Origin of the sequence: Micromonospora sp. WMMA1363, assembly GCF_030345795.1 — a bacterium.
Lineage (GTDB): Bacteria > Actinomycetota > Actinomycetes > Mycobacteriales > Micromonosporaceae > Micromonospora.
In genome coordinates this window covers 5,897,856-5,916,776 of sequence record NZ_JAUALB010000001.1, presented here as the reverse complement: position 1 = coordinate 5,916,776, position 18,921 = coordinate 5,897,856, and the positions used below count along the sequence as shown (strand labels likewise).

Here is an 18,921-nt window from a genome sequence, read left to right as displayed (position 1 = left end):
CGAAGGATTGTACTAGCACGAAGGCGGGTTGTCACATGTACGCTCCCACCCCGCGCACCACCGCCACCCGCTCACGGGACCAGATGAGCTACGACCGGGCAGCCGCACACACCGTGCTGGACGAGGCGTACGACTGCGTGCTCGGCTTCGTCGTCGACGGGGAGCCACGGGTGCTGCCGACCCTGCACGTCCGCCTCGGGGACACGCTCTACCTGCACGGCTCGACCGGTAGCCGACCGCTGCTCACGGCCCGCGGCGAGGGCCTGCCGGCGTGCGTTGCGGTGACGCTGCTCGACGGCCTGGTATACGGCCGCTCCCAGTTCCACCACAGCGCCAACTACCGGTCGGTGGTGGCGCACGGCACCGCCCACCTGGTCACCGCGGCCGAGGAGAAGGCCCGGGTGCTGACCGCGCTGGTGGAGAAGGCGGGTCAGGGACGGAGCGCGGAGAGCCGCCCGCCGACCCGCCGCGAGCTGGCCGAGACCGCCGTCCTGGCGTTGCCGCTACGCGAGGTGTCGGTCCGGTCCCGCGACGAGCCCACCGACCTCGATCTGCCGCACTGGGCGGGGGTGGTGCCGCTGCGGCTGACCGCCGGCACGCCCGAGCCGGACGTCGGAGTCACCGCGCCGGTGCCGGCCTACCTGCGACCGGCGCGGTCGACGTGGCACGAGCCGGTGGTGCTGCGCGGCGAACACGTGGTGTTGGAGCCGCTGGCTCTCGCCCACGCCGGGGAGCTGCACGCCGCGACCGCCGACCCGGAGGTCTGGCGGCACCTGGGCGCTCCTCAGCCAACGGACGCCGGGGAGATGGGGTCGGTGGTGCGCGCCTATCTGACCGCGCACGAGCAGGGCGAGCGGGTGCCGTGGGTGCAGCGCTGCGCGACGACGGGAGCGGTGGTCGGCACGACGTCGTACTACGAGGTCGACCCGGAGCGACGGTCGGTCAAGATCGGGTACACCTGGCTCGGCCGGCCGTGGTGGCGCACCGGCGTCAACACCGAGGCGAAGCTGCTCCTGTTGACCCGCGCCTTCGAGACACTGGGCGCGGTCCGGGTGGTGTGGCACACCGACATCCGCAACGAGCGCTCGCAGCGGGCCATCGAACGTCTCGGCGCGACCCGCGAGGGCACACTGCGGATGCACCGCCAGCGCGCGGACGGTTCGTGGCGCGACACCGTGCAGTACGCGATGATCGTCGATCAGTGGCCGAACGCACAGGCCAGGCTGCGGGAAATGCTTCGCCGGGCGGCGCCGGCGGCGTCATGATGTCCGGCGTGCTGGGCATCACCGACATCTGGACATACGTGTTGGGCACCGTGGCGATCATTCTGCTGCCCGGGCCCAACTCGCTCTTCGTGCTCTCCACCGCCGCACGGCGGGGTGTGGGGACGGGCTACCGGGCGGCGGCTGGAGTGTTCCTCGGCGACGGTGTGCTGATGTTCCTCTCCGCCGCCGGGGTGGCGTCGCTGTTGAAGGCGTACCCGCCGCTCTTCCTGCTGGTCAAGTACGCGGGCGCCGCGTACCTCGGCTATGTCGGGTTGAACATGCTGCGCGGGGCCTGGCGGCGCTGGCGGACGCGCAACGACCCCGCCGCACCGCGCCTCATCGATGCCGCGGACCCGGCGGAGATGCGCAGCCCGTTCCGCAAGGCGCTTTTGATCAGCCTGCTCAACCCGAAGGCGATCCTGTTCTTCGTCTCGTTCTTCATCCAGTTCGTCGACCCGGGATACCGGTGGCCGGCGCTGTCGTTCCTGCTGCTCGGGCTGATCGCGCAGGTGACCAGCGCGCTCTACCTGACCGCGCTGATCTTCGCCGGCACCTTCCTGGCCGCCCAGTTCCGCCAGCGCCGCCGCCTCGCCGCGGGCGCGACCACCGGCGTCGGCGCCCTCTTCCTCGGCTTCAGCGTCAAGCTCGCCACCGCCAGCGGCTGACCCGGCGAGGCGGGCCAACAGGTGCCGTTGCCGCCGCCTGCGGCTGACCCGGGTCAGGTGCCGTCGCCGCCACCGCCACCACCGCCGATACCGGCACCGCCGGCCGTACCGCCCAGTCCGAATCCCGGACGGACCGGTTCGTCCGGGGGCCGGCTCACGTGGGCGGACTCCGTGATGGCCGCCGACCAGTCGGCGGGAGCCGCGGCGGCGGCATGCCGGTTGATCGCCTCCCGCAGCCAACCGTCCACCGTCGCCAACCAGTCACGCCGGTCCGCCCCGACGTGCCAGATCCGGAATCGGCTGATGCTCTGGTGCGTGATCCCGGCCAGGGCCAACCGCCGATCGCACCAGAAAAGCACCTCCAGGCCGGCGGCGTTCGCCACGAAGGTCACCTCGAGTTCGGTGATCGGGCCGGCGTACAGCGGCGCGGCCCAGTAGCCCAGTCGCTGGTGCAGCGGCAGGGTCTGCTCGACGCCGGGAAGCCGGCTGTCGACCAGCCCGGCCTGGCGCATGCTGAAGCCGAGCGTGGCCAGGGCGGCCAGGATGTACGCCTGGGTGGGCAGCGGGTGCACGAAGACCGGCACCATCGCGCCCTGGTCGACCTGCGGCTCGATCGCCACCTCGGTCCGCAGCCCCGTTCGGAGGCTGAGCAGCGGCACCCCGCCGAAGATCGTCACCGGGGTCTCCCACGGCATCGGGAACTCGAACGGAATGCTCCGGGCCCGCCCTGCGCGCAGCACGAACCCGCCGGCCACCGCCGCCTGGTGGAACTGCACCAGGCGGCGGGCCGCGTCCGGGTCCTCCGGCTCTGCCGTGGCGACCAGGCCGAGCCGGACGTGCCGGACAGGCACGTCGGTCGAGCCGGCACTGACCGTCACCCGCCCCGGCAGCCGCAGCCCGGGGCGGGTGCTCGGGTTGGCCAGCGAGGTCCGGACCGTCAGTCCCGTCCAGCCCGATTCCGGCGACACCCCGGTCAGCCACACGGCGTCCGCTTACCCGGCGCGGCTCACCGCAACCGTCGCCCGCGCGGAACCGGGTCGGTCTCGTCGTCGAACTCGCCGATGACCTCCTCGAGCAGATCCTCCAGCGCGACGAAACCGATCGGGCGGGCCGGCCCGCCGCCGTTGCGGACCAACGCCAGCTGCGACTGCCGAGCCCGCATCGCCGCTACCGCCTCGGTCACCGTGGCGGAGGCGGGCAGGGTGAAGGCCGTGCTCATCAGCTCGCCGGCCGTCGCGGTCGGACGGGTCGCGGTGGCCCGGACCGCCTCCCGGACATGGACCAGGCCACACACGTCCCCGGCCTCGTTCAGGACGGCGAGCCGGGAGCGCCCGCTGTCCCGGCTGACCTGCTCGACGCGGCCGGCGTCGTCCCCACGGCGCACGGTGACCATCCGGTCGAACGGTTCCATGATCTGGGCCACCGTCGTGCCCTGCAACTCGAGCATGCTGGTCAGCAACTCGTGCTGCTCGGCCCCGAGGAGTCCGTGTTCGCGGGACTGCTCAAGCAGGATGCGCAGCTCGTCCGGGCCGTGCACCTGGGCGAGCTGGTCCTGCGGGTTGACCTTGACCAACCGCAGGACGCCGTTGGCCAGCGAGTTCAGCACCGACAGCACCGGTCGGGCCACCCAGGCGAAGGCCCGGAACGGCAGCGCCAGCAGCGTGGCCGAGCGCTCGGCGTCGGTGATGGCCCACGATTTCGGCGCCATCTCGCCGACCACCAGGTGCAGGAACGTCACCAGGCTGAGCGCGAAGATCAACGCGATCACGTGGCTGGCGGCCGCCGGCAGTCCGACGGCGTGCAGCAACGGGCTGACCAGGTGCTCGATCGCCGGTTCGGCGAGCGCGCCGAGGCCCAGCGTGCACAGGGTGATGCCGAGCTGCGCGCCGGCGAGCATCAGCGACAGCTCCCGCACGCCGTCGAGCGCCGCCCGGGCCGCCCGGCTACCGCCGACGGCGGCCTGTTCCAGCCGGTACCGCTTGCTCGCCACGAGGGCGAACTCGGCGGCGACGAAGAAGCCGTTGAGTGCGAGCAGGACCACCGAGGTGACGAGTGCGATGCCGGGGCTCACGCCGTCACCTCCTGCCGGCCGCCCGGCTCCAGCAGGTGCAGCCGGACCGAGTCGGCGACGTGCCGGTCGACGGCGAGCACCTCGACCAGGGCGCGGGAGCCGGCGGCGGTCTCCTCGCCGTCCACCGGGAGCGGGACCTCCAGCCGGTCGCCGACCTCGGGTACCCGGCCCAGTTCCCGCATCACCAGGCCGGAGAGGGTGTCGTACTCCGGGGCCTCGGGCAGTGCGATGCCGGTGCTGTCGGCGACCTCGTCGATACGCCAGCGGGCGGGGACCACCCACGAGCCGTCGTCCTGCCGGGTCGGGGTCCGCTCCGGTGGATCGTCCTCGTCCAGGATCGGGCCGACCAGTTCCTCGGCGATGTCCTCCAGGGTGATCACTCCGGCGAAGCCGCCGTACTCGTCGACCACGCAGGCGAGCTGCCGGTGCCCGGACCGGAGCCGGTCCAGCACCGTCGGCAGCGGCAGGGTCTCCGGCACCAGCAGCGGAGGCACGGCCACCGCGCTGACCGGGGTGGTGGCTCGGCGTTCGAGTGGCACGCCGAGCACGTCGGCGATGCCGATCACGCCGATCACGTCGTCCACGCCCTCCGCGCCCCGGACCGGGAAACGGGAGCGACCCGTCTCCAACAGCTCGACGACTCGGCTGACCGGTTCGTGTGCGCGGACGGTGTGTACGTCGACCCGGGGGACCATGGCCTCGCCGGCGGTGAGCTGGCGGAAATCCAGCCCCCGGTCGAGCAGGGTGGACATCTCGGCGGTCAGGTGCCCCCCCTCGCGGGACTCGGCGATGATCTTTTCCAGGTCCTCGGGGGTGGCACCGCTGGGCAGTTCCTCGATCGGCTCGATGCCGGCCCGGCGGAGCAGCCGGACGGCGGCCCGGTCGAAGAGGGTGATGGCCGGGCCGGCCACCTTGAGGTAGGCGAGAGTGGAGGTGGCGAGCGCCCGGGCGAGGGGTTCGGCGCGGGCTATCGCGAGGTTCTTCGGGGCCAGTTCGCCGAGCACCATCTGCACGATGGTGGCGATGACCAGCGCCAGCGCGACCGACAGGGGCCGGCTGATGGCTGTCGACACCCCGGCCTGACCGAGCAACGCGGCCAGGCCTGCGCCAAGGTACGGCTCGGCGACGTAACCGACCAGCAGCGCGGTGACCGTGATGCCGAGTTGGGCGCCGGAGAGCATGAACGACAACCGGCTGGTCACCGCCAGAGCCCGGGCGGCGGTCTTGTCGCCGTCGTCGGCCCGCTGTTTCAGCTTGCCTCGGTCGACGGCGACATAGCCGAACTCCTGGGCCACGAAGTAGCCGGTCGCGGCGGTGAGCACGATGATGAGAAGAAGACCGACGACGATCAACACGGGCGGCTCAGGGCTCCCGGGCGCGTCTGGGTCAGGGGATGCCGGGCAGGACCCGGCTCGCTACTGCTGCCCTCCTGGGCAGACGAGTCGATCATGCCGCTTATCTTATCGGCACTGGCTTTGGGTTCGCTGAAAGGTGACCGAAGGGCCCCGCCGGGCCGAGGCTCTCCGGCCGCGGTCAGCTCTGGGTGATTTTCACGTCGTCGACGGCCGCCTCGACCAGGCTGGGGCTGCTGGCGTCCGCCGCGTCGATGACGATGCGGACCGTCTGTCCCCGCAGGGCCGAGATGTCCGCGCTGGCCGTCTGCCAGGCCGCCGCCCGGTTGTTCGCCGCACCCGTCGCGCTCAGCGCCGTGACCGTGCCGCTGGCCACCACGCGGACCCGGAGGTAGTCGGCACTGCTGGCGTTTCTCAGGTGGGCGAGATACCAGGAGAACGAGAGGGTCAACGTGCCGGTCGACGGCAGGGTGATCGCCGGGGACTCGACCGTGGTGACGCCGCCGTCGATGTCGTAGGTCCCGACGCTGCTGCCGGCGGACGCGCCGGTGACCAGGTCGAAGCTGCCGCTCACCGTGCTGCCGAGTTGGGTGGTCACCCCGGAGCTGCTGGTGCTGTCGGGGTCGCCGCGCTCCCAGGCACCGGTGGTGGCGGTGTCGGTGCCGGCCGGGTTCGTCGTCCAGCCGGTGGCCGATTCGAAGGTGTCGCTCCAGACCGTGTTGCCCGGCGGGGTCGCCGCCTGGGCCAGGGCCCACACCGTGTACGCGATCGCGTCGGCGTTGCGGTCCAACGCGGTGTCGTTGATGTTGGTGATGGTGTCGCAGGACCGGTGGTAACAGGCGTCGAAGGCCCGCCCCGCCGTACCGCCCCAGAGCGACGCCTGGGCGCTCGACTTGATGCCCTCCGCGCCGGTGAAGGTCCCGCCGGCCGGGATGCCGACCGCGATGAACGGCCCGTAGTCGCTGCGACCGTCGAAGTCGGTGCCCTGGGTCGGCACGCCGATCGAGGTGAAGTAGGCCTGGATGGTCTGCTCGATCTGCGCCGAGCCGGCGGGGCCGGGGCCGGCGCCCACACCATCGGAGTTGTCCCCGTCGTAGACGAAGTAGCCGGCGTTCGGTGAGCCGACCATGTCGAAGTTGAGGTACTGCTTGATCTTCGTGCGCTCTGCCGTCGGCAACGTGTCGACGTAGTACCGCGACCCGCGCAGACCCAGCTCCTCCGCGCCCCACCAGGCGAACCGCAGGCGTTTGTCGGGGGTGAATCCACTGCGGGGCACGGCGAGCGCCACCTCCAGGATGGCCGCCGAGCCCGAGCCGTTGTCGTTGATGCCCGCCCCGGCGGTGACGCTGTCCAGGTGCGCCCCGGTCATCAGCACGGTGTCCGGGTCTCCGGCCGGCCAGTCGGCGATGAGGTTGTAGCCGGTGGCGCCGTTGTAGGTGAACGACTGCACAGCCGTGCTGTAGCCGACGGCGTCGAGCTGCGCCTTCGCGTAGTTGACCGAGGCGAGGTAGCCGGGGCGGCCGTGCGCCCGGTTGCCGCCGTTGGCGTTGGCGATCGTCTGGAGCTGCGTCAGGTGGCCCGTCACGTTGGCCAGCGGAATGTCCGGGGCCGCGACGGCGGCCCGCACCGGGTCGGCATCCGAATCCGGTGCCAGGGCGATGACCGGCGACGCGGAGACGGTCGTCACGGCCACCACGGCCAGGGCGGCCAGCCAGACGGTTCGGGAGGTACGGGATCTCATGGGTCCTCCGGTGTCGGGTCCCGGCCGCGCCGGTGGGCGCCACTGCGGGAACACCATAAATTGATGTACATCACTGTACATCGGGTGGGCGGATTTCTCCCCGTCCGGCACGACGCGAGCCAGCGCCACCCTGCCCGGACGCGATGCGCCGCAGGGGCGTCGGGAAGGGAGCATTCACCTACCGGAGGCGTTGGTGAGGGGCCCTTCCGGCCAGCTCGTCGGCGTCGAGGAGGGTTCGGTCGAAACGGTTGGACCGGTACGCGGCGCGACCGATCATCTGTGCCGCAACCGGCGCGGTGGCCAGTTGGAAGAGCCCCACCAACACGATCACCCCCAGGGCCGCCGGGGAACGCAGTCGCAGCACCAACCCGGTCAGCAGAAGAAGCACGCCCAGCGTCTGCGGCTTGGTGGCGGCGTGCATCCGATCCAGCACGTCGGGGAAGCGCAGCACCCCGATCCCGGCGGCCAGGCCGAGCAGCGCGCCGGCCACCAGGAAGACCGCCGCCAGCCAGTCGGCGACGGTGGCCATCAGCGGTCACCCCGGACGGCGAAGCGCACCAGCGAGACCGTGCCGACGAAGCCCAGCAGCGCGAGCACCACCAGCACCGGCAGTGTGGCGGCGTGCCGGTTCACCGCCGCCTCGGCGGCGACCGCGCCGACCATCGTGGCGAGCAGCACGTCGGCGGCGACCACCCGGTCCAACAGGGACGGGCCCCGATAGAGCCGGATCAGCGCCGCCAGCGCGGTCACCGAGAACAGAACGGTCAGGACGACGGCCAGGACGACGGTCATCTCTCCTCCTCGACGGGCTGGTCCAGCTGGCGCAGTTCGGCGGCGGAGCCCACCGCGCGGACGATCCGTCGCTCGACGGTCAGCACCTGCCGCCGCCCCGCCGCCAGGTCCCGGGGCGTCCGCACGTCGAGCACGTGGACGTAGAGCACTCCGCGTTCGCGGTCCACCTCGAGCACGAGCGTGCCCGGCACCATCGAGACCGCCTCGGCGGTGAGTGCGAGGTTCAGGTCGGTCCGCACCCGCAGCCGTACCGCGAGGATCGCCGCGCGCGGCAGGTAGCCCGGCTGCACCGCGATCCGGGCGATGTGCAGGCTGGCCGTCACCAGCTCGGCGACGAAGCGGAGCACGAAGGCCAGCAGCGCACCGGGACGCACCCGGCCGCCGAAGGTGACCGGCGGCAGCGGGAAGAACACCAGCACGACGGCGGCCACCAGTAGTCCGCCGAGCAGGTTGCCCCAGGAGAACTCGCCCCACAGCAGGTTCCAGACCAGCGTCAGCCAGCCGCACGTGATCAGCTGGTCCCGCCAGTGCCGCACCCGGCCCCGTGGACGGTCGGCCGAACGCGGATCGCCCGTCACGGCGTCCCCTCCGGGAAGACGGCCCGCAGGTACGGGGTCCGCGCCAGCAGGTCGGTGGCGGCGTCCGCGGTGACCTCGAAGAGCGGACCGGCGGCCACGGTCAGCGTCAGGCCGAGCGCCACCAGGGCGACGGTCGCGCCGACCATCAGCGCCGGTAGGCGCACCACCGGCTCGGTGGTGGCCAGCCGCGGCGCCCGCCAGAAGGCGATGTTCCACACCCGGGACGCCACGTAGAGGGTGAGCAGACTGGTCACCGCCCCGGCCGCGACCAGCACGCCGGGCAGGACGGCGTTGGTCGCCACGCCCGCCTGGAAGAGGCTGAGTTTGCCGAGGAACCCGGAGAACGGCGGGATCCCGGCAAGGTTCATCGCGGAGACGAAGAAGAGCACGCCGAGCAGTGGCGCCACCTGGGACAGCCCGCCGATCCGACGAAGGTCGGTGCTGCCGGCCCGCTCCTCGACCAGCCCCGCCACCAGGAACAGGGTGGTCTGAACGGTGATGTGGTGGACCACGTAGAAGATCGCGCCGGAGAGCCCGGCCGCGGTGCTCAGGGCCACCCCGAAGATCATGTAGCCGATGTGGCTGACCAGGGTGAACGAGAGAAGCCGCTTCATGTCCGACTGGGCGACCGCGCCGAGGATGCCGATCAGCATGGTCGCCCCCGCCGCGACCATCAGCAGGCCGTCCACCCGGCCACCGGGGAACAGCAGGGTCTCGGACCGGATGATCGCGTACACGCCGACCTTGGTGAGCAGACCGGCGAAGACCGCGGTGACCGGGGTCGGGGCGGTCGGGTAGCTGTCCGGCAGCCAGGCCGACAGCGGAAAGACCGCCGCCTTGACCCCGAAGGCGAGCAGCAGCATCAGCTCCAGGCTCAGCCGTACGCCCGCGGGCAGCGCGTCCAGCCGCACCGCGAGCTGCGCCAGGTTCAGCGTGCCGGTCGCCGCGTACACCAGGCCGACCGCGGCCAGGAAGATCATCGACGACAGGATGCTGACCACCACGTAGGTGGATCCGGTGCGGATCCGCACCTCCGTCCCACCGATCGTGATCAGCACGAAGCTCGCCGCGAGCAGGACCTCGAAGCCGACGAAGAGGTTGAACAGGTCGCCGGCGAGGAAGGCGTTGGTCACTCCGGCGGTGAGCACCAGATAGGTCGGGTGGAAGATGGCCACCGGCGCCTTGTCGCTGGTCTCCCCCTGGCCCTGCCCAATCGAGTAGAGCAGCACGCAGAGCGTCACCGCCGCGGAGACCACCAGCATCAGCGCGGCCAGCTGGTCGGCGATCAGCACGATCCCCACCGGGGCGGGCCACTCCCCGATCCGCACGGCCACCGGCCCCCGCCGGTACGCGTGCCAGAGCAGCGCCACCGCCACCGCCAGCGTGGCCCCGAGGCAGGCCACGCTGACGGCCCGCTGCACCCGGGGCCACCCGGCCACCAGCAGGGTCAGCGCGGCGCCCAGCAGCGGCACCAGCACCGGCAACGGCACCAGGCGACTCATCGCCCCCTCCCGGCGTACCGGGTCATCCCGGGCCGTCCTCACCGCGGGCCCGGCGGCGGCGCGCCGGCCCCGGGTCGACCTGCTCCGGGTCGTCGTCCGCGCCCTCGCCGCCGAGGTCGGCGGTGACCACCTCGTTGCGCTCGGCACGGCGCATCACCTGACGGTCCTCGATGTCGTCGGGCACCTCGTCGTCGCCGGTCAGGAACCAGCTGCGGTAGCTGACCGCCAGCAGGAACGCGGTCAGGCCGAAGGTGATGACGATGGCGGTGAGCACCATCGCCTGGGGCAGCGGGTCGCTCTGCGCGGCGGTCGAGGCGGTGCCGACCACCGGGGCGGCGCCCGGCCGGCCACCGACCAGGATGAGCAGGTTGACACCGTTGCCGAGCAGGATTATCCCGAGCAGGATCCGGGTCAGGCTGCGCTCCAGCAGCAGAGTCACCCCGCAGGCGACCAGCACCCCGACGGCGACGACCAGCACCAGGGTCGGCCCCGCCCCGCCGGCGTTCACGCGCCCTCCCCGGTGCGCTCGGCGACGACGCCGTCGGCATCCGCCGCGGACTCGATGTGCCGGTCCACCTCCGCGCCGAGACTACGCAGAATGTCCAGTACCAGCCCCACCACCACGAGATAGACCCCGATGTCGAAGAAGAGCGAGGTGACCACGTAGAAGTCGCCGACCGCCGGCAGCCACAGGTCGATCCTCGTGCTGGTGAACACCTGCGCGCCGACGAGCAGGGCGAGCGCGCCGGTGCCGACCGAGACCGCGAGCCCGACGCCCAGCACCATGCCGGCGCTGATCGGCGCGGCCTCGGCCAGCTCGTACCGGCCACCGGCGAGGTAGCGCACCACAAGCGCCAGCCCCGCCACCAGGCCACCGGCGAAACCGCCGCCTGGCGCGTTGTGCCCGGAGAAGAGCAGGAACAGCGAGAAGACCACCACGGTGTGGAAGAGCAGCCGGGTGACCACCTCCAGCACGATCGAGCGGTGCCGTTCACCCAACGTGGGGCCGCCGCGCAGCCACACCGGGTGGCCGGGACGACTGCCCTGGACAGCAGGTTCCGGACGCCGGGGGCGCGGGCCGATCCTGGAGCGTTGGAAGACGAGGCTGGCCACTCCGGTCGCCGCCACCACCAGCACGGCCAGCTCGCCCATGGTGTCCCAGACCCGGATGTCCACCAGGGTCACGTTGACCACGTTGCGCCCGTCGCCCTCGGTCAGGGCCAGATCGGGGAACGCGGCCGAGATGGTGGGCGCGGTCCGGGCGCCGACGGCGGCCAGCGCGAGTCCGGCGGCCACCACTCCGACAGCAACACCGATCACGCGGCGGACCCAGCGGCTGCGCCGCAACGGCCGAACCGAGAACCGTTCCGGCAGCCGGCGCAGCACCAGGACGAAGACGGCGATGGTGGCGGTCTCGACGAGGAACTGGGTCAGCGCCAGGTCCGGCGCGCCGTAGAGCACGAAGAGCAGCGCGCTGCCGTAGCCGGTCACCCCGACCAGCAGCATCGCGGTCAACCGCCGCCGGGCGCCCACCGTGAGCACCGCGGCCGCGGCGATCACCGTCACCACGACGACCTGCAACGGGGTGTCCCAGAGGGGGATCCGTTCCCGCCAGGGCTGGCTGGCCAGCATCGCCCCGCCGGGCACCAGCACGAGCACGACGAGGATCATGCCGAGGTACTGCGGCAGCGAACCCCGCTGGGTGGCCCCGGTGACCTCGATGGCGAGCCGGTCGAACCGCCGGATGACCCACTCGTACCCCTGGTTGCCGCCGATCGGCACGTGCAGCCGTGCCAGAGCCGGGGCGAGCGGACCACGCAGCGCGAACAGTGCCGCACCGCCGGCCACGGCCAGTGCCGAGAGGCCGAGCGCGGGAGTGAGGCCGTGCCACAGCGCCAGGTCCGCACCGACCGGGCCGAACAGCTCGGCGTACGGGCGCAGCGCGTGGCCGACGACGCCGGCGGCGGGACCGGCCACCAGCCCGACGACGGCGAGCAGGGCGGGTGGGGCGAGCATCGGCACGGCGATCCGCCCCAGGTCGGTCGGCGCGACGCCGGGCCGGCCGCCGAAGGCACCCCAGACGAACCGGGTGCTGTACGCGACGGTCAGCATGCTGCCGGCGACCAGCGCGGCGAGCACCACCGGGCGGTCGAGGAACGACGCCAGCACCGCCTCCTTGGCGACGAACCCGACCAACGGCGGCAGGCCCGCCATCGACGCCGCGGCGAGCACCGCGACTGCGGCGAGCAGCGGCTCGCGGCGGGCCAGGCCGGACAGCTCCCGCAGATCCCGGCTGCCGGCGCCGTGGTCGATGATCCCCACGACGAGGAACAGCGCCGCCTTGAACAGGGCGTGGGCGAGCAGCATCGCCACGCCGGCCAGCGCGGTGTCCGGCGTGCCCGCGCCGACCACCACCACGAGCAGGCCGAGCTGGCTTACCGTCCCGTACGCCAGCAGCAGCTTCAGATCGGTCTGCCGCAGCGCCGCCCAGCCCCCGACGACCATCGTCGCCAGGCCGGCGGCCGTGACCACCGGGCGCCACGGCCCGGTGGTGGCCAGCACCGGCGCGAGCAGCCCGATCAGGTAGACGCCGGCCTTCACCATGGCGGCCGCGTGCAGGTACGCACTGACCGGAGTCGGCGCCGCCATCGCGACCGGCAGCCACGAGTTGAACGGCAGCACCGCCGACTTGGACAGCGCCCCGACGAGGATCAGCAGCACTGCCGTGACCAGGTACGCCCCGCCGGGCAGCGGCGCGGCGGGCAGCTCTGACCAACGGTAGCTGCCGGCGCGCTCGCCGAGCATGACGAAACCAACCAGCATCGCCAGTCCGCCGAGCGTGGTGACGGTCAGCGCCTGGACCGCGGCCCAGCGGCTGGAGCGACGTTCGGTGCTGTGCCCGATCAGCAAGTAGGAGAAGATCGTCGTCAGCTCCCAGCAGGCGTAGAGCAGCAGCAGGTCGTCGGCGAGGACCAGGCCGAGCATCGCGCCGGCGAAGCCCACCAGGACGGCCGCGAAGCGGGCCAGGCCGAGGGAGCCGGGCCGGAAGTACCGGCCGCTGTAGACCAGCACCAGCGCCCCGACGCCGCCGACCAGCAGGGTCATCAGCCAGGACAGGGTGGTCATGCGAAACACCAGGTCGAGCCCGAGCTGGCGAATCCACGGGTACGCCTCGACGACCGCCCCGCCGGCGCTGACCGCTGGCGTTCGGGCCAGCGCCCAGCCGAACGCCGCGCCGGGCGCGAGAGCGAGGAGGTAGCAGGCGCGCGGTCCGCACCACCGGACGAGCGGCGGCGCGACGAGCGCCGCCACGAGGTGGAGGATCAGCAGTACGAGCACCCGCACTCCCGGTCGAGGTGGCGGCGCGCCGGGCCGGTGCGCACCGCGCCAGCCGCCCGGTGGGACGGCAGCAGGCCCTGGGGACGGGTCGCGGGTGTCGACGGGCCGCACCGGGCGGACCGCCGCTCCGAACCACGCCCCCGGTGCGATCAGACGTCAGATCGTCCGGGGCCGGGGTTGTTTTGCAGGAATTGGCCGCCGCCCGGTCGACGCCGATGATCGGGCCGATGTCACCGGATCGGCGGCTCGATGCGCGGACGGCAGCGAGGTGACGGGCATCGGATGGGATCGGCGGCCGAGCGGCGGCGTCGCGCGGGCCGCCCCTCAGCGGGCGGCGACCTCGGCGTCGGCGAGGTCGTCGGCCGGGTCGTCGCTGACCGGTGCGGCCTCCCGCGTCGCCCGATCGCGGCGGGTGTCGACCAGCAGGTCCGGCCGGCCGAGTTGGAGCACGACCCGGTTGACCACTCGTTGGGCGGCGGCGAGCGAGCGGACCGAGAGCAGGCGGCCCCGGCTCTCCCGCCGTAGCACGAAGAAGTGCACGGCGGCGCGGACCCGGCCACGGTCGGCGGCGCTTGCCCGCGCGGTGGACGCGACCAGCTCGCGCAACACGTGCGCGAGCCGCTCGGCGAGTTCCAGCTCGGGGCCGGCCAGACCGGCTCGGACGGCGGTGAGATGACTGTCGACCTTACGGACGAGCACATCGGTGCCGGGCTCGGCACTCCGCTCCTCGACGGCCATCCGATCCTCCACCCCGCGTCCCACGTCCGCGTCGCGAGTGAAGTTACTTTATGTTGTGGGTCACAAGCAAGCAGTTAAGTCAGACTTAAAGCGTTCATCGTCATATTCATCGCTTATTAAGCACAGCCGGACAGAACGCGCGGGCCGCCGGGGAGGTTGTCACATCGCCGGGGCAGGATGGACGACGTGACGGACGTTGCGGGAGGCGGTGGCCGGGCGGCTCGACGGTCGGCGCCGGCTGGCGCGACCGCGCTCGCCGCGTTCGGCACGGCCACCAGGGAATGGTTCACCGCGGCGTTCGCCGCGCCGACCACCGCTCAGGCCGGTGCCTGGCAGTCGGTCGGCGCCGGACGCAACGCCCTGGTGGTGGCTCCCACCGGCTCCGGCAAGACGCTCGCCGCGTTTCTCTGGTCGCTGGACCGGCTGGCCCGCGAGCCCGTTCCGGCCGATCCCCGGCAACGCTGCCGGGTGCTCTACGTCAGCCCGCTCAAGGCGCTGGCGGTCGACGTCGAGCGCAATCTGCGCGCCCCGCTCGCCGGCATCCGCCAAGCCGCCACCCGCCTCGACATCACCCCGCCTGAGATCACCGTCGGGATGCGCACCGGCGACACCCCCGCCGACGAGCGCCGCGCCTTCGCCCGCACCCCGCCGGACATCCTCATCACCACACCGGAGTCGCTGTTCCTGCTGCTCACCTCCGCCGCCCGCGACTCGCTGCGAGGGGTCGAGACGGTGATCGTCGACGAGGTGCACGCGGTCGCAGGCACCAAGCGCGGCGCCCATCTCGCGCTGTCGCTGGAGCGCCTCGACGAGCTGCTACCCGCGCCGGCCCAACGCATCGGCCTGTCCGCCACGGTTCGGCCGGTCGACACCTGCGCCCGGTTCCTCGGCGGGGCCCGGCCGGTCGACGTCGTCGCCCCACCCACCACAAAGACCATCGAGGTGGGCGTCCAGGTGCCGGTGGAGGACATGACGCACCTCGACGAGCAGGATCCCGCCGACGGCGGTCTCGACGGGTCAGGTCCGCGCCGGGCATCGATCTGGCCGGCGGTGGAGGAGCGGGTGTTCGCCCTGATCCGGGCACACCGTTCGACCATCGTCTTCACCAACTCCCGGCGCTCCGCCGAGCGGCTCTGCGCCCGGCTCAACGACCTGGCGGCCGAGGTGGTCGGCGAGGGCGGCGGAGCGGGCCGGCGCACCGGCGCCGGGGGTGGGCCGGTGGGTCCGGTCCGGGCCAACCGACCGCCGGCCGAGGTGATGGCGCAGGCCGGCGCGGTGGCCGGCGCGCCGCCGGTCATCGCGCGGGCCCACCACGGCAGCGTTTCCCGGGAGGAGCGCAAGCACATCGAGGAGGCGCTCAAGTCCGGGCTGCTCCCCGCCGTGGTGGCCACCTCCAGCCTGGAGCTGGGCATCGACATGGGCGCGGTCGATCTCGTCGTGCAGATCGAGGCGCCGCCGAGCGTAGCCGCCGGCCTGCAGCGGGTCGGCCGCGCGGGGCACCAGGTCGGTGCGGTGTCCCGCGGGGTGGTGTTCCCGAAGCACCGGGGTGATCTGCTCTCCTGCGCGGTGGTGGCCGAGCGGATGACCGAGGGCGCGATCGAGGACCTGCACTACCCGCGCAACCCGCTGGACGTGCTGGCCCAGCAGATCGTGGCGATGGTGGCCCTCGACCCTTGGCGGGTCGGGGACCTGGCCGGGCTGGTCCGGCGGGCGGCGCCCTTCGCCGAGTTGCCCGACTCGGCCCTGCACGCCGTGCTCGACATGCTCTCCGGGCGATACCCGTCCACCGCCTTCGCCGAGCTACGTCCCCGCCTGGTGTGGGACCGGGCGACCGACGTGCTGACCGGCCGGCCCGGCGCCCAGCGCCTCGCGGTGACCAGCGGCGGCACGATTCCCGACCGGGGCCTGTTCGGGGTGTTCCTGGCCGGGGCGGAGCGGGCCGCGCGCGTCGGCGAGCTGGACGAGGAGATGGTCTACGAATCCCGGGTCGGCGACGTCTTCCTGCTCGGCTCGTCGTCCTGGCGGATCGAGGACATCACCCCCGACCGGGTGCTGGTCTCCCCCGCGCCCGGTCAGGCGGCCAAGATGCCCTTCTGGAAGGGCGACCAGCCGGGCCGGCCGGTGGAGCTGGGCCGGGCCATCGGCACCCGGGTCCGCGCCCTGCTGCGGCGGGGCGACGACGACGCCGTCGCCGCGCTGCGCGCCGGTGGTCTCGACGACTGGGCCGCCGGCAACCTGATGGCGTACCTACGCGAGCAACAGACGGCCACCCGCGCGCTGCCGGACGACCGCACGGTGGTGGTGGAGCGGTTCCGTGACGAGCTGGGTGACTGGCGGCTAGCGGTGCACAGTGTGCTCGGCGCCCGGGTGAACGCGCCCTGGGCACTGGCGATCGGCCGTCGGCTCACCGAGCGGTACGGGGTCGACGCCCAGGTGATGCCCTCCGACGATGGCATCGTCGTCCGCTTGCCGGACACCGCGGACGAACCGCCGGGTGCCGACATCGTCGTCTTCGAACCCGACGAGATCGCCCAACTGGTGGAGGAGTCGGTCGGCACGTCGGCTCTGTTCGCCGCCCGGTTTCGCGAATGCGCGGCCCGGTCGCTGCTGCTGCCGCGCCGCGATCCGCGCCGCCGCCAGCCGCTGTGGCAGCAGCGGCAGCGGGCCGCCCAGTTGCTCGACGTCGCCCGGGAGTACGCGGACTTCCCGGTCACCCTGGAGGCCGCCCGGGAGTGTCTCCAGGACGTCTTCGACCAGCCGGCGCTTGCCGTCCTGATGCGCGACCTGGCCGCCCGGAGGGTCCGCGTGGTCGAGGTGGAGACCCCGCAGCCCTCACCGTTCGCGCGCTCCCTGCTCTTCGGCTACGTCGGCGCCTTCCTCTACGAGGGCGACGCCCCGCTCGCGGAGCGGCGCGCCGCCGCTCTCGCTTTGGACTCGGCGCTGCTCGGGGAGCTGCTCGGCCGGGTCGACCTGCGGGAGCTGCTCGACCCGACGGTGCTCGCCGAGACCGAGCGCCAGCTTCGCTGGTGCACCGACCAGCGCCGGCCACGCGACGCGGAGGACGTGGTCGAGCTGCTCCGGGTCGTCGGTGACCTCAGCGTCGACGAGTTGGCCGCGCGGGGGGTGCCGGCGGAGTGGTTGACCGAGCTGGCGGCGGCACGGCGGGTGCTGCTGGTCCGCATCGCCGGCGAGGAGCGCTGGGTGGGGGTCGAGGACGCCGCCCGCCTGCGTGACGCGCTCGGCGTGGCCCTGCCCGTCGGCGTGGCCGAGGCGTACCTGGCGCCGGTGGCCGACCCGCTCGTCGACCTCGTCACGCGCTACGCACGCACCCACGGTCCGTTCGCCGCCGCCACCTGCGCGGCCCGGTTCGGGCTGGGCGTGTTCGTGGTGGAGCAGGTACTGCGCCGGCTCGCCGCCGCCGGGCGGGTGATGTCCGGCGAGTTCGCGCCCGACACGGTCGGCACCCAGTGGTGCGACGCCGAGGTGCTGCGGATGCTGCGCCGGCGGTCCCTTGCGGCGCTGCGCCGGGAGATCGAGCCGGTGCCGCCCCGGGCGCTGGCCACCTTCCTGCCGCGGTGGCAGCAGGTCGGCTCCTCGGCGCGCGGAGCGGAGGCCGTTGCCGCGACGGTCGAGCAGCTGCAGGGCGCGGCGGTGCCCGCGTCCGCGCTGGAACGGCTCGTGTTGCCGGCCCGGGTCGCTGACTACTCCCCCGCCCAGCTCGACGAGCTCTGCGCCAGCGGGGAGGTGGTGTGGGCCGGATCCGGAGCGATCCCCGGCGGCGACGGCTGGATCACCCTCGCGTACGCGGACACCGCCCCGTTGCTGCTCCCGCCGTCCGACGAGTCACTGCCCCGCACCCCGCTGCACGAGGCGGTGCTCGATGCTCTCGGCGACGGGCAGGCGCTGTTCTTCCGGCCCCTGTCCGACCGCATCGGCTCGACCGACGACGCCGCCCTGGCCGCCGCCGTGTGGGAACTGGTCTGGTCCGGCCACCTCACCAACGACACGCTCGCACCGCTGCGCGCGGTGCTCGGTGGCGGCGGCGCGCACCGCTCGCGTCCGGCCGCCCCACGCACCCGCTATCGGCGTCCCGGACGGATCGCGTTGCCCACCCGCGGCGGCCCGCCGACGGTCGCCGGCCGATGGTCCCGCCTCCCGGAGCGAGACGTCGACCCCACCCGCCGGGCGGCGGCCCTCGCCGACGTCCTGTTGGAACGGCACGGCGTGGTGACCCGGGGCGCGGTCGTGGCAGAGCAGGTGACCGGCGGCTTCGCCGCGATCTACCCGGTACTGTCCGCGTTGGAGGAGCGCGGCGCGGCCCGTCGCGGGTACTTCGTCGAGGGACTCGGCGCCGCACAGTTCGCGGTCCCCGGTGCGGTTGACCGGCTTCGCACGCTCGCGGAGTCGGCCGACGGCGGGCGCGCCAGGGGCGGGCCGGCGCTGGTCCTCGCCGCGACCGACCCGGCCAACCCGTACGGCGCGGCGCTGCCGTGGCCGGAGCGGGTGGTGGACTCGGGCGACGGTGCGGCCCCGGCGACCGGGCACCGGGCGGGTCGCAAGGCGGGAGCCCTGGTGGTGCTGGTCGCCGGTGACCTCGCGTTCTACGTCGAGCGGGGTGGCCGGACGCTGCTCTCCTTCACCGACGACGGCGACGCCCTGGCCGCGGCGGGCAAGGCGCTCGCCGACGCGGTCCACTCCGGAGCACTCGGGGCGATCTCGGTGGAGCGGGCCGACGGCGAGGGGGTGCACTCGTCGCCGCTGCGCGACGCGCTGACCGCTGCCGGCTTCCGGGCCACCCCACGCGGGCTGCGGCTACGCGGTTGACAGGCCACCGCAGAACGCGCCCGTCCAGGTCCCGCCTACGCTGACCACCCTGCT

The 18,921-nt window shown here is 73.2% G+C and carries 14 protein-coding genes; 3 read left to right on the top strand and 11 right to left on the bottom strand.

Annotation, left to right across the window (positions count from 1 at the left end):
- The first annotated feature begins 35 nt into the window (after nucleotides 1-35).
- Both QTQ03_RS27425 and leuE read left to right on the top strand, forming a co-directional pair.
- Entirely contained in the window at nucleotides 36-1,265 is a 1,230-nt protein-coding gene (locus tag QTQ03_RS27425; RefSeq protein ID WP_289280545.1) for a bifunctional pyridoxamine 5'-phosphate oxidase family protein/GNAT family N-acetyltransferase, read from the top strand.
- Nucleotides 1,262-1,930, top strand: coding sequence for a leucine efflux protein LeuE (gene leuE, locus QTQ03_RS27420; protein WP_289281021.1), 669 nt, complete (start codon nucleotides 1,262-1,264; stop codon nucleotides 1,928-1,930). Before QTQ03_RS27425 ends, leuE begins: the two co-directional genes overlap by 4 nt.
- 53 nt (nucleotides 1,931-1,983) lie before the next feature.
- Here the strand turns inward: leuE and QTQ03_RS27415 are convergent, their stop codons facing one another.
- From QTQ03_RS27415 to QTQ03_RS27365, 11 genes are all read right to left on the bottom strand, one after another.
- Complete coding sequence (locus QTQ03_RS27415; RefSeq protein ID WP_289280544.1) at nucleotides 1,984-2,913, bottom strand: sporulation protein; 930 nt, start codon at nucleotides 2,911-2,913, stop codon at nucleotides 1,984-1,986.
- Nucleotides 2,914-2,936: 23 nt separating this feature from the next.
- On the bottom strand, nucleotides 2,937-4,001 hold the full coding sequence (locus tag QTQ03_RS27410; protein WP_289280543.1) for a hemolysin family protein: 1,065 nt from the start codon (nucleotides 3,999-4,001) through the stop codon (nucleotides 2,937-2,939).
- Entirely contained in the window at nucleotides 3,998-5,356 is a 1,359-nt protein-coding gene (locus tag QTQ03_RS27405) for a hemolysin family protein (protein ID WP_289280542.1), read from the bottom strand. The genes QTQ03_RS27410 and QTQ03_RS27405 overlap by 4 nt, the downstream gene beginning before the upstream one ends.
- A gap of 178 nt (nucleotides 5,357-5,534) precedes the next feature.
- A complete protein-coding gene (locus QTQ03_RS27400; protein WP_289280541.1) occupies nucleotides 5,535-7,094 on the bottom strand; it encodes a M20/M25/M40 family metallo-hydrolase in 1,560 nt (519 codons plus the stop codon).
- Between the two features lie 178 nt (nucleotides 7,095-7,272).
- On the bottom strand, nucleotides 7,273-7,623 hold the full coding sequence (mnhG, locus tag QTQ03_RS27395) for a monovalent cation/H(+) antiporter subunit G (protein WP_289280540.1): 351 nt from the start codon (nucleotides 7,621-7,623) through the stop codon (nucleotides 7,273-7,275).
- Entirely contained in the window at nucleotides 7,623-7,886 is a 264-nt protein-coding gene (locus tag QTQ03_RS27390; RefSeq protein ID WP_289280539.1) for an MrpF/PhaF family protein, read from the bottom strand. The genes mnhG and QTQ03_RS27390 overlap by 1 nt, the downstream gene beginning before the upstream one ends.
- The gene (locus QTQ03_RS27385; protein ID WP_289280538.1) at nucleotides 7,883-8,464 is read right to left on the bottom strand and encodes a Na+/H+ antiporter subunit E; all 582 of its coding nucleotides are present in this window, start codon (nucleotides 8,462-8,464) and stop codon (nucleotides 7,883-7,885) included. The genes QTQ03_RS27390 and QTQ03_RS27385 overlap by 4 nt, the downstream gene beginning before the upstream one ends.
- Complete coding sequence (locus QTQ03_RS27380) at nucleotides 8,461-9,966, bottom strand: Na+/H+ antiporter subunit D (RefSeq protein WP_289280537.1); 1,506 nt, start codon at nucleotides 9,964-9,966, stop codon at nucleotides 8,461-8,463. The genes QTQ03_RS27385 and QTQ03_RS27380 overlap by 4 nt, the downstream gene beginning before the upstream one ends.
- Before the next feature lie 22 nt (nucleotides 9,967-9,988).
- The gene (locus tag QTQ03_RS27375) at nucleotides 9,989-10,474 is read right to left on the bottom strand and encodes a Na(+)/H(+) antiporter subunit C (protein ID WP_289280536.1); all 486 of its coding nucleotides are present in this window, start codon (nucleotides 10,472-10,474) and stop codon (nucleotides 9,989-9,991) included.
- Entirely contained in the window at nucleotides 10,471-13,305 is a 2,835-nt protein-coding gene (locus QTQ03_RS27370; protein WP_289280535.1) for a Na+/H+ antiporter subunit A, read from the bottom strand. The genes QTQ03_RS27375 and QTQ03_RS27370 overlap by 4 nt, the downstream gene beginning before the upstream one ends.
- 324 nt (nucleotides 13,306-13,629) lie before the next feature.
- Entirely contained in the window at nucleotides 13,630-14,043 is a 414-nt protein-coding gene (locus QTQ03_RS27365; protein WP_289280534.1) for a hypothetical protein, read from the bottom strand.
- Nucleotides 14,044-14,220: 177 nt separating this feature from the next.
- Between QTQ03_RS27365 and QTQ03_RS27360 the strand changes: the two genes are divergently transcribed.
- Complete coding sequence (locus QTQ03_RS27360; protein ID WP_502889829.1) at nucleotides 14,221-18,867, top strand: ATP-dependent helicase; 4,647 nt, start codon at nucleotides 14,221-14,223, stop codon at nucleotides 18,865-18,867.
- Nucleotides 18,868-18,921 lie beyond the last annotated feature (54 nt).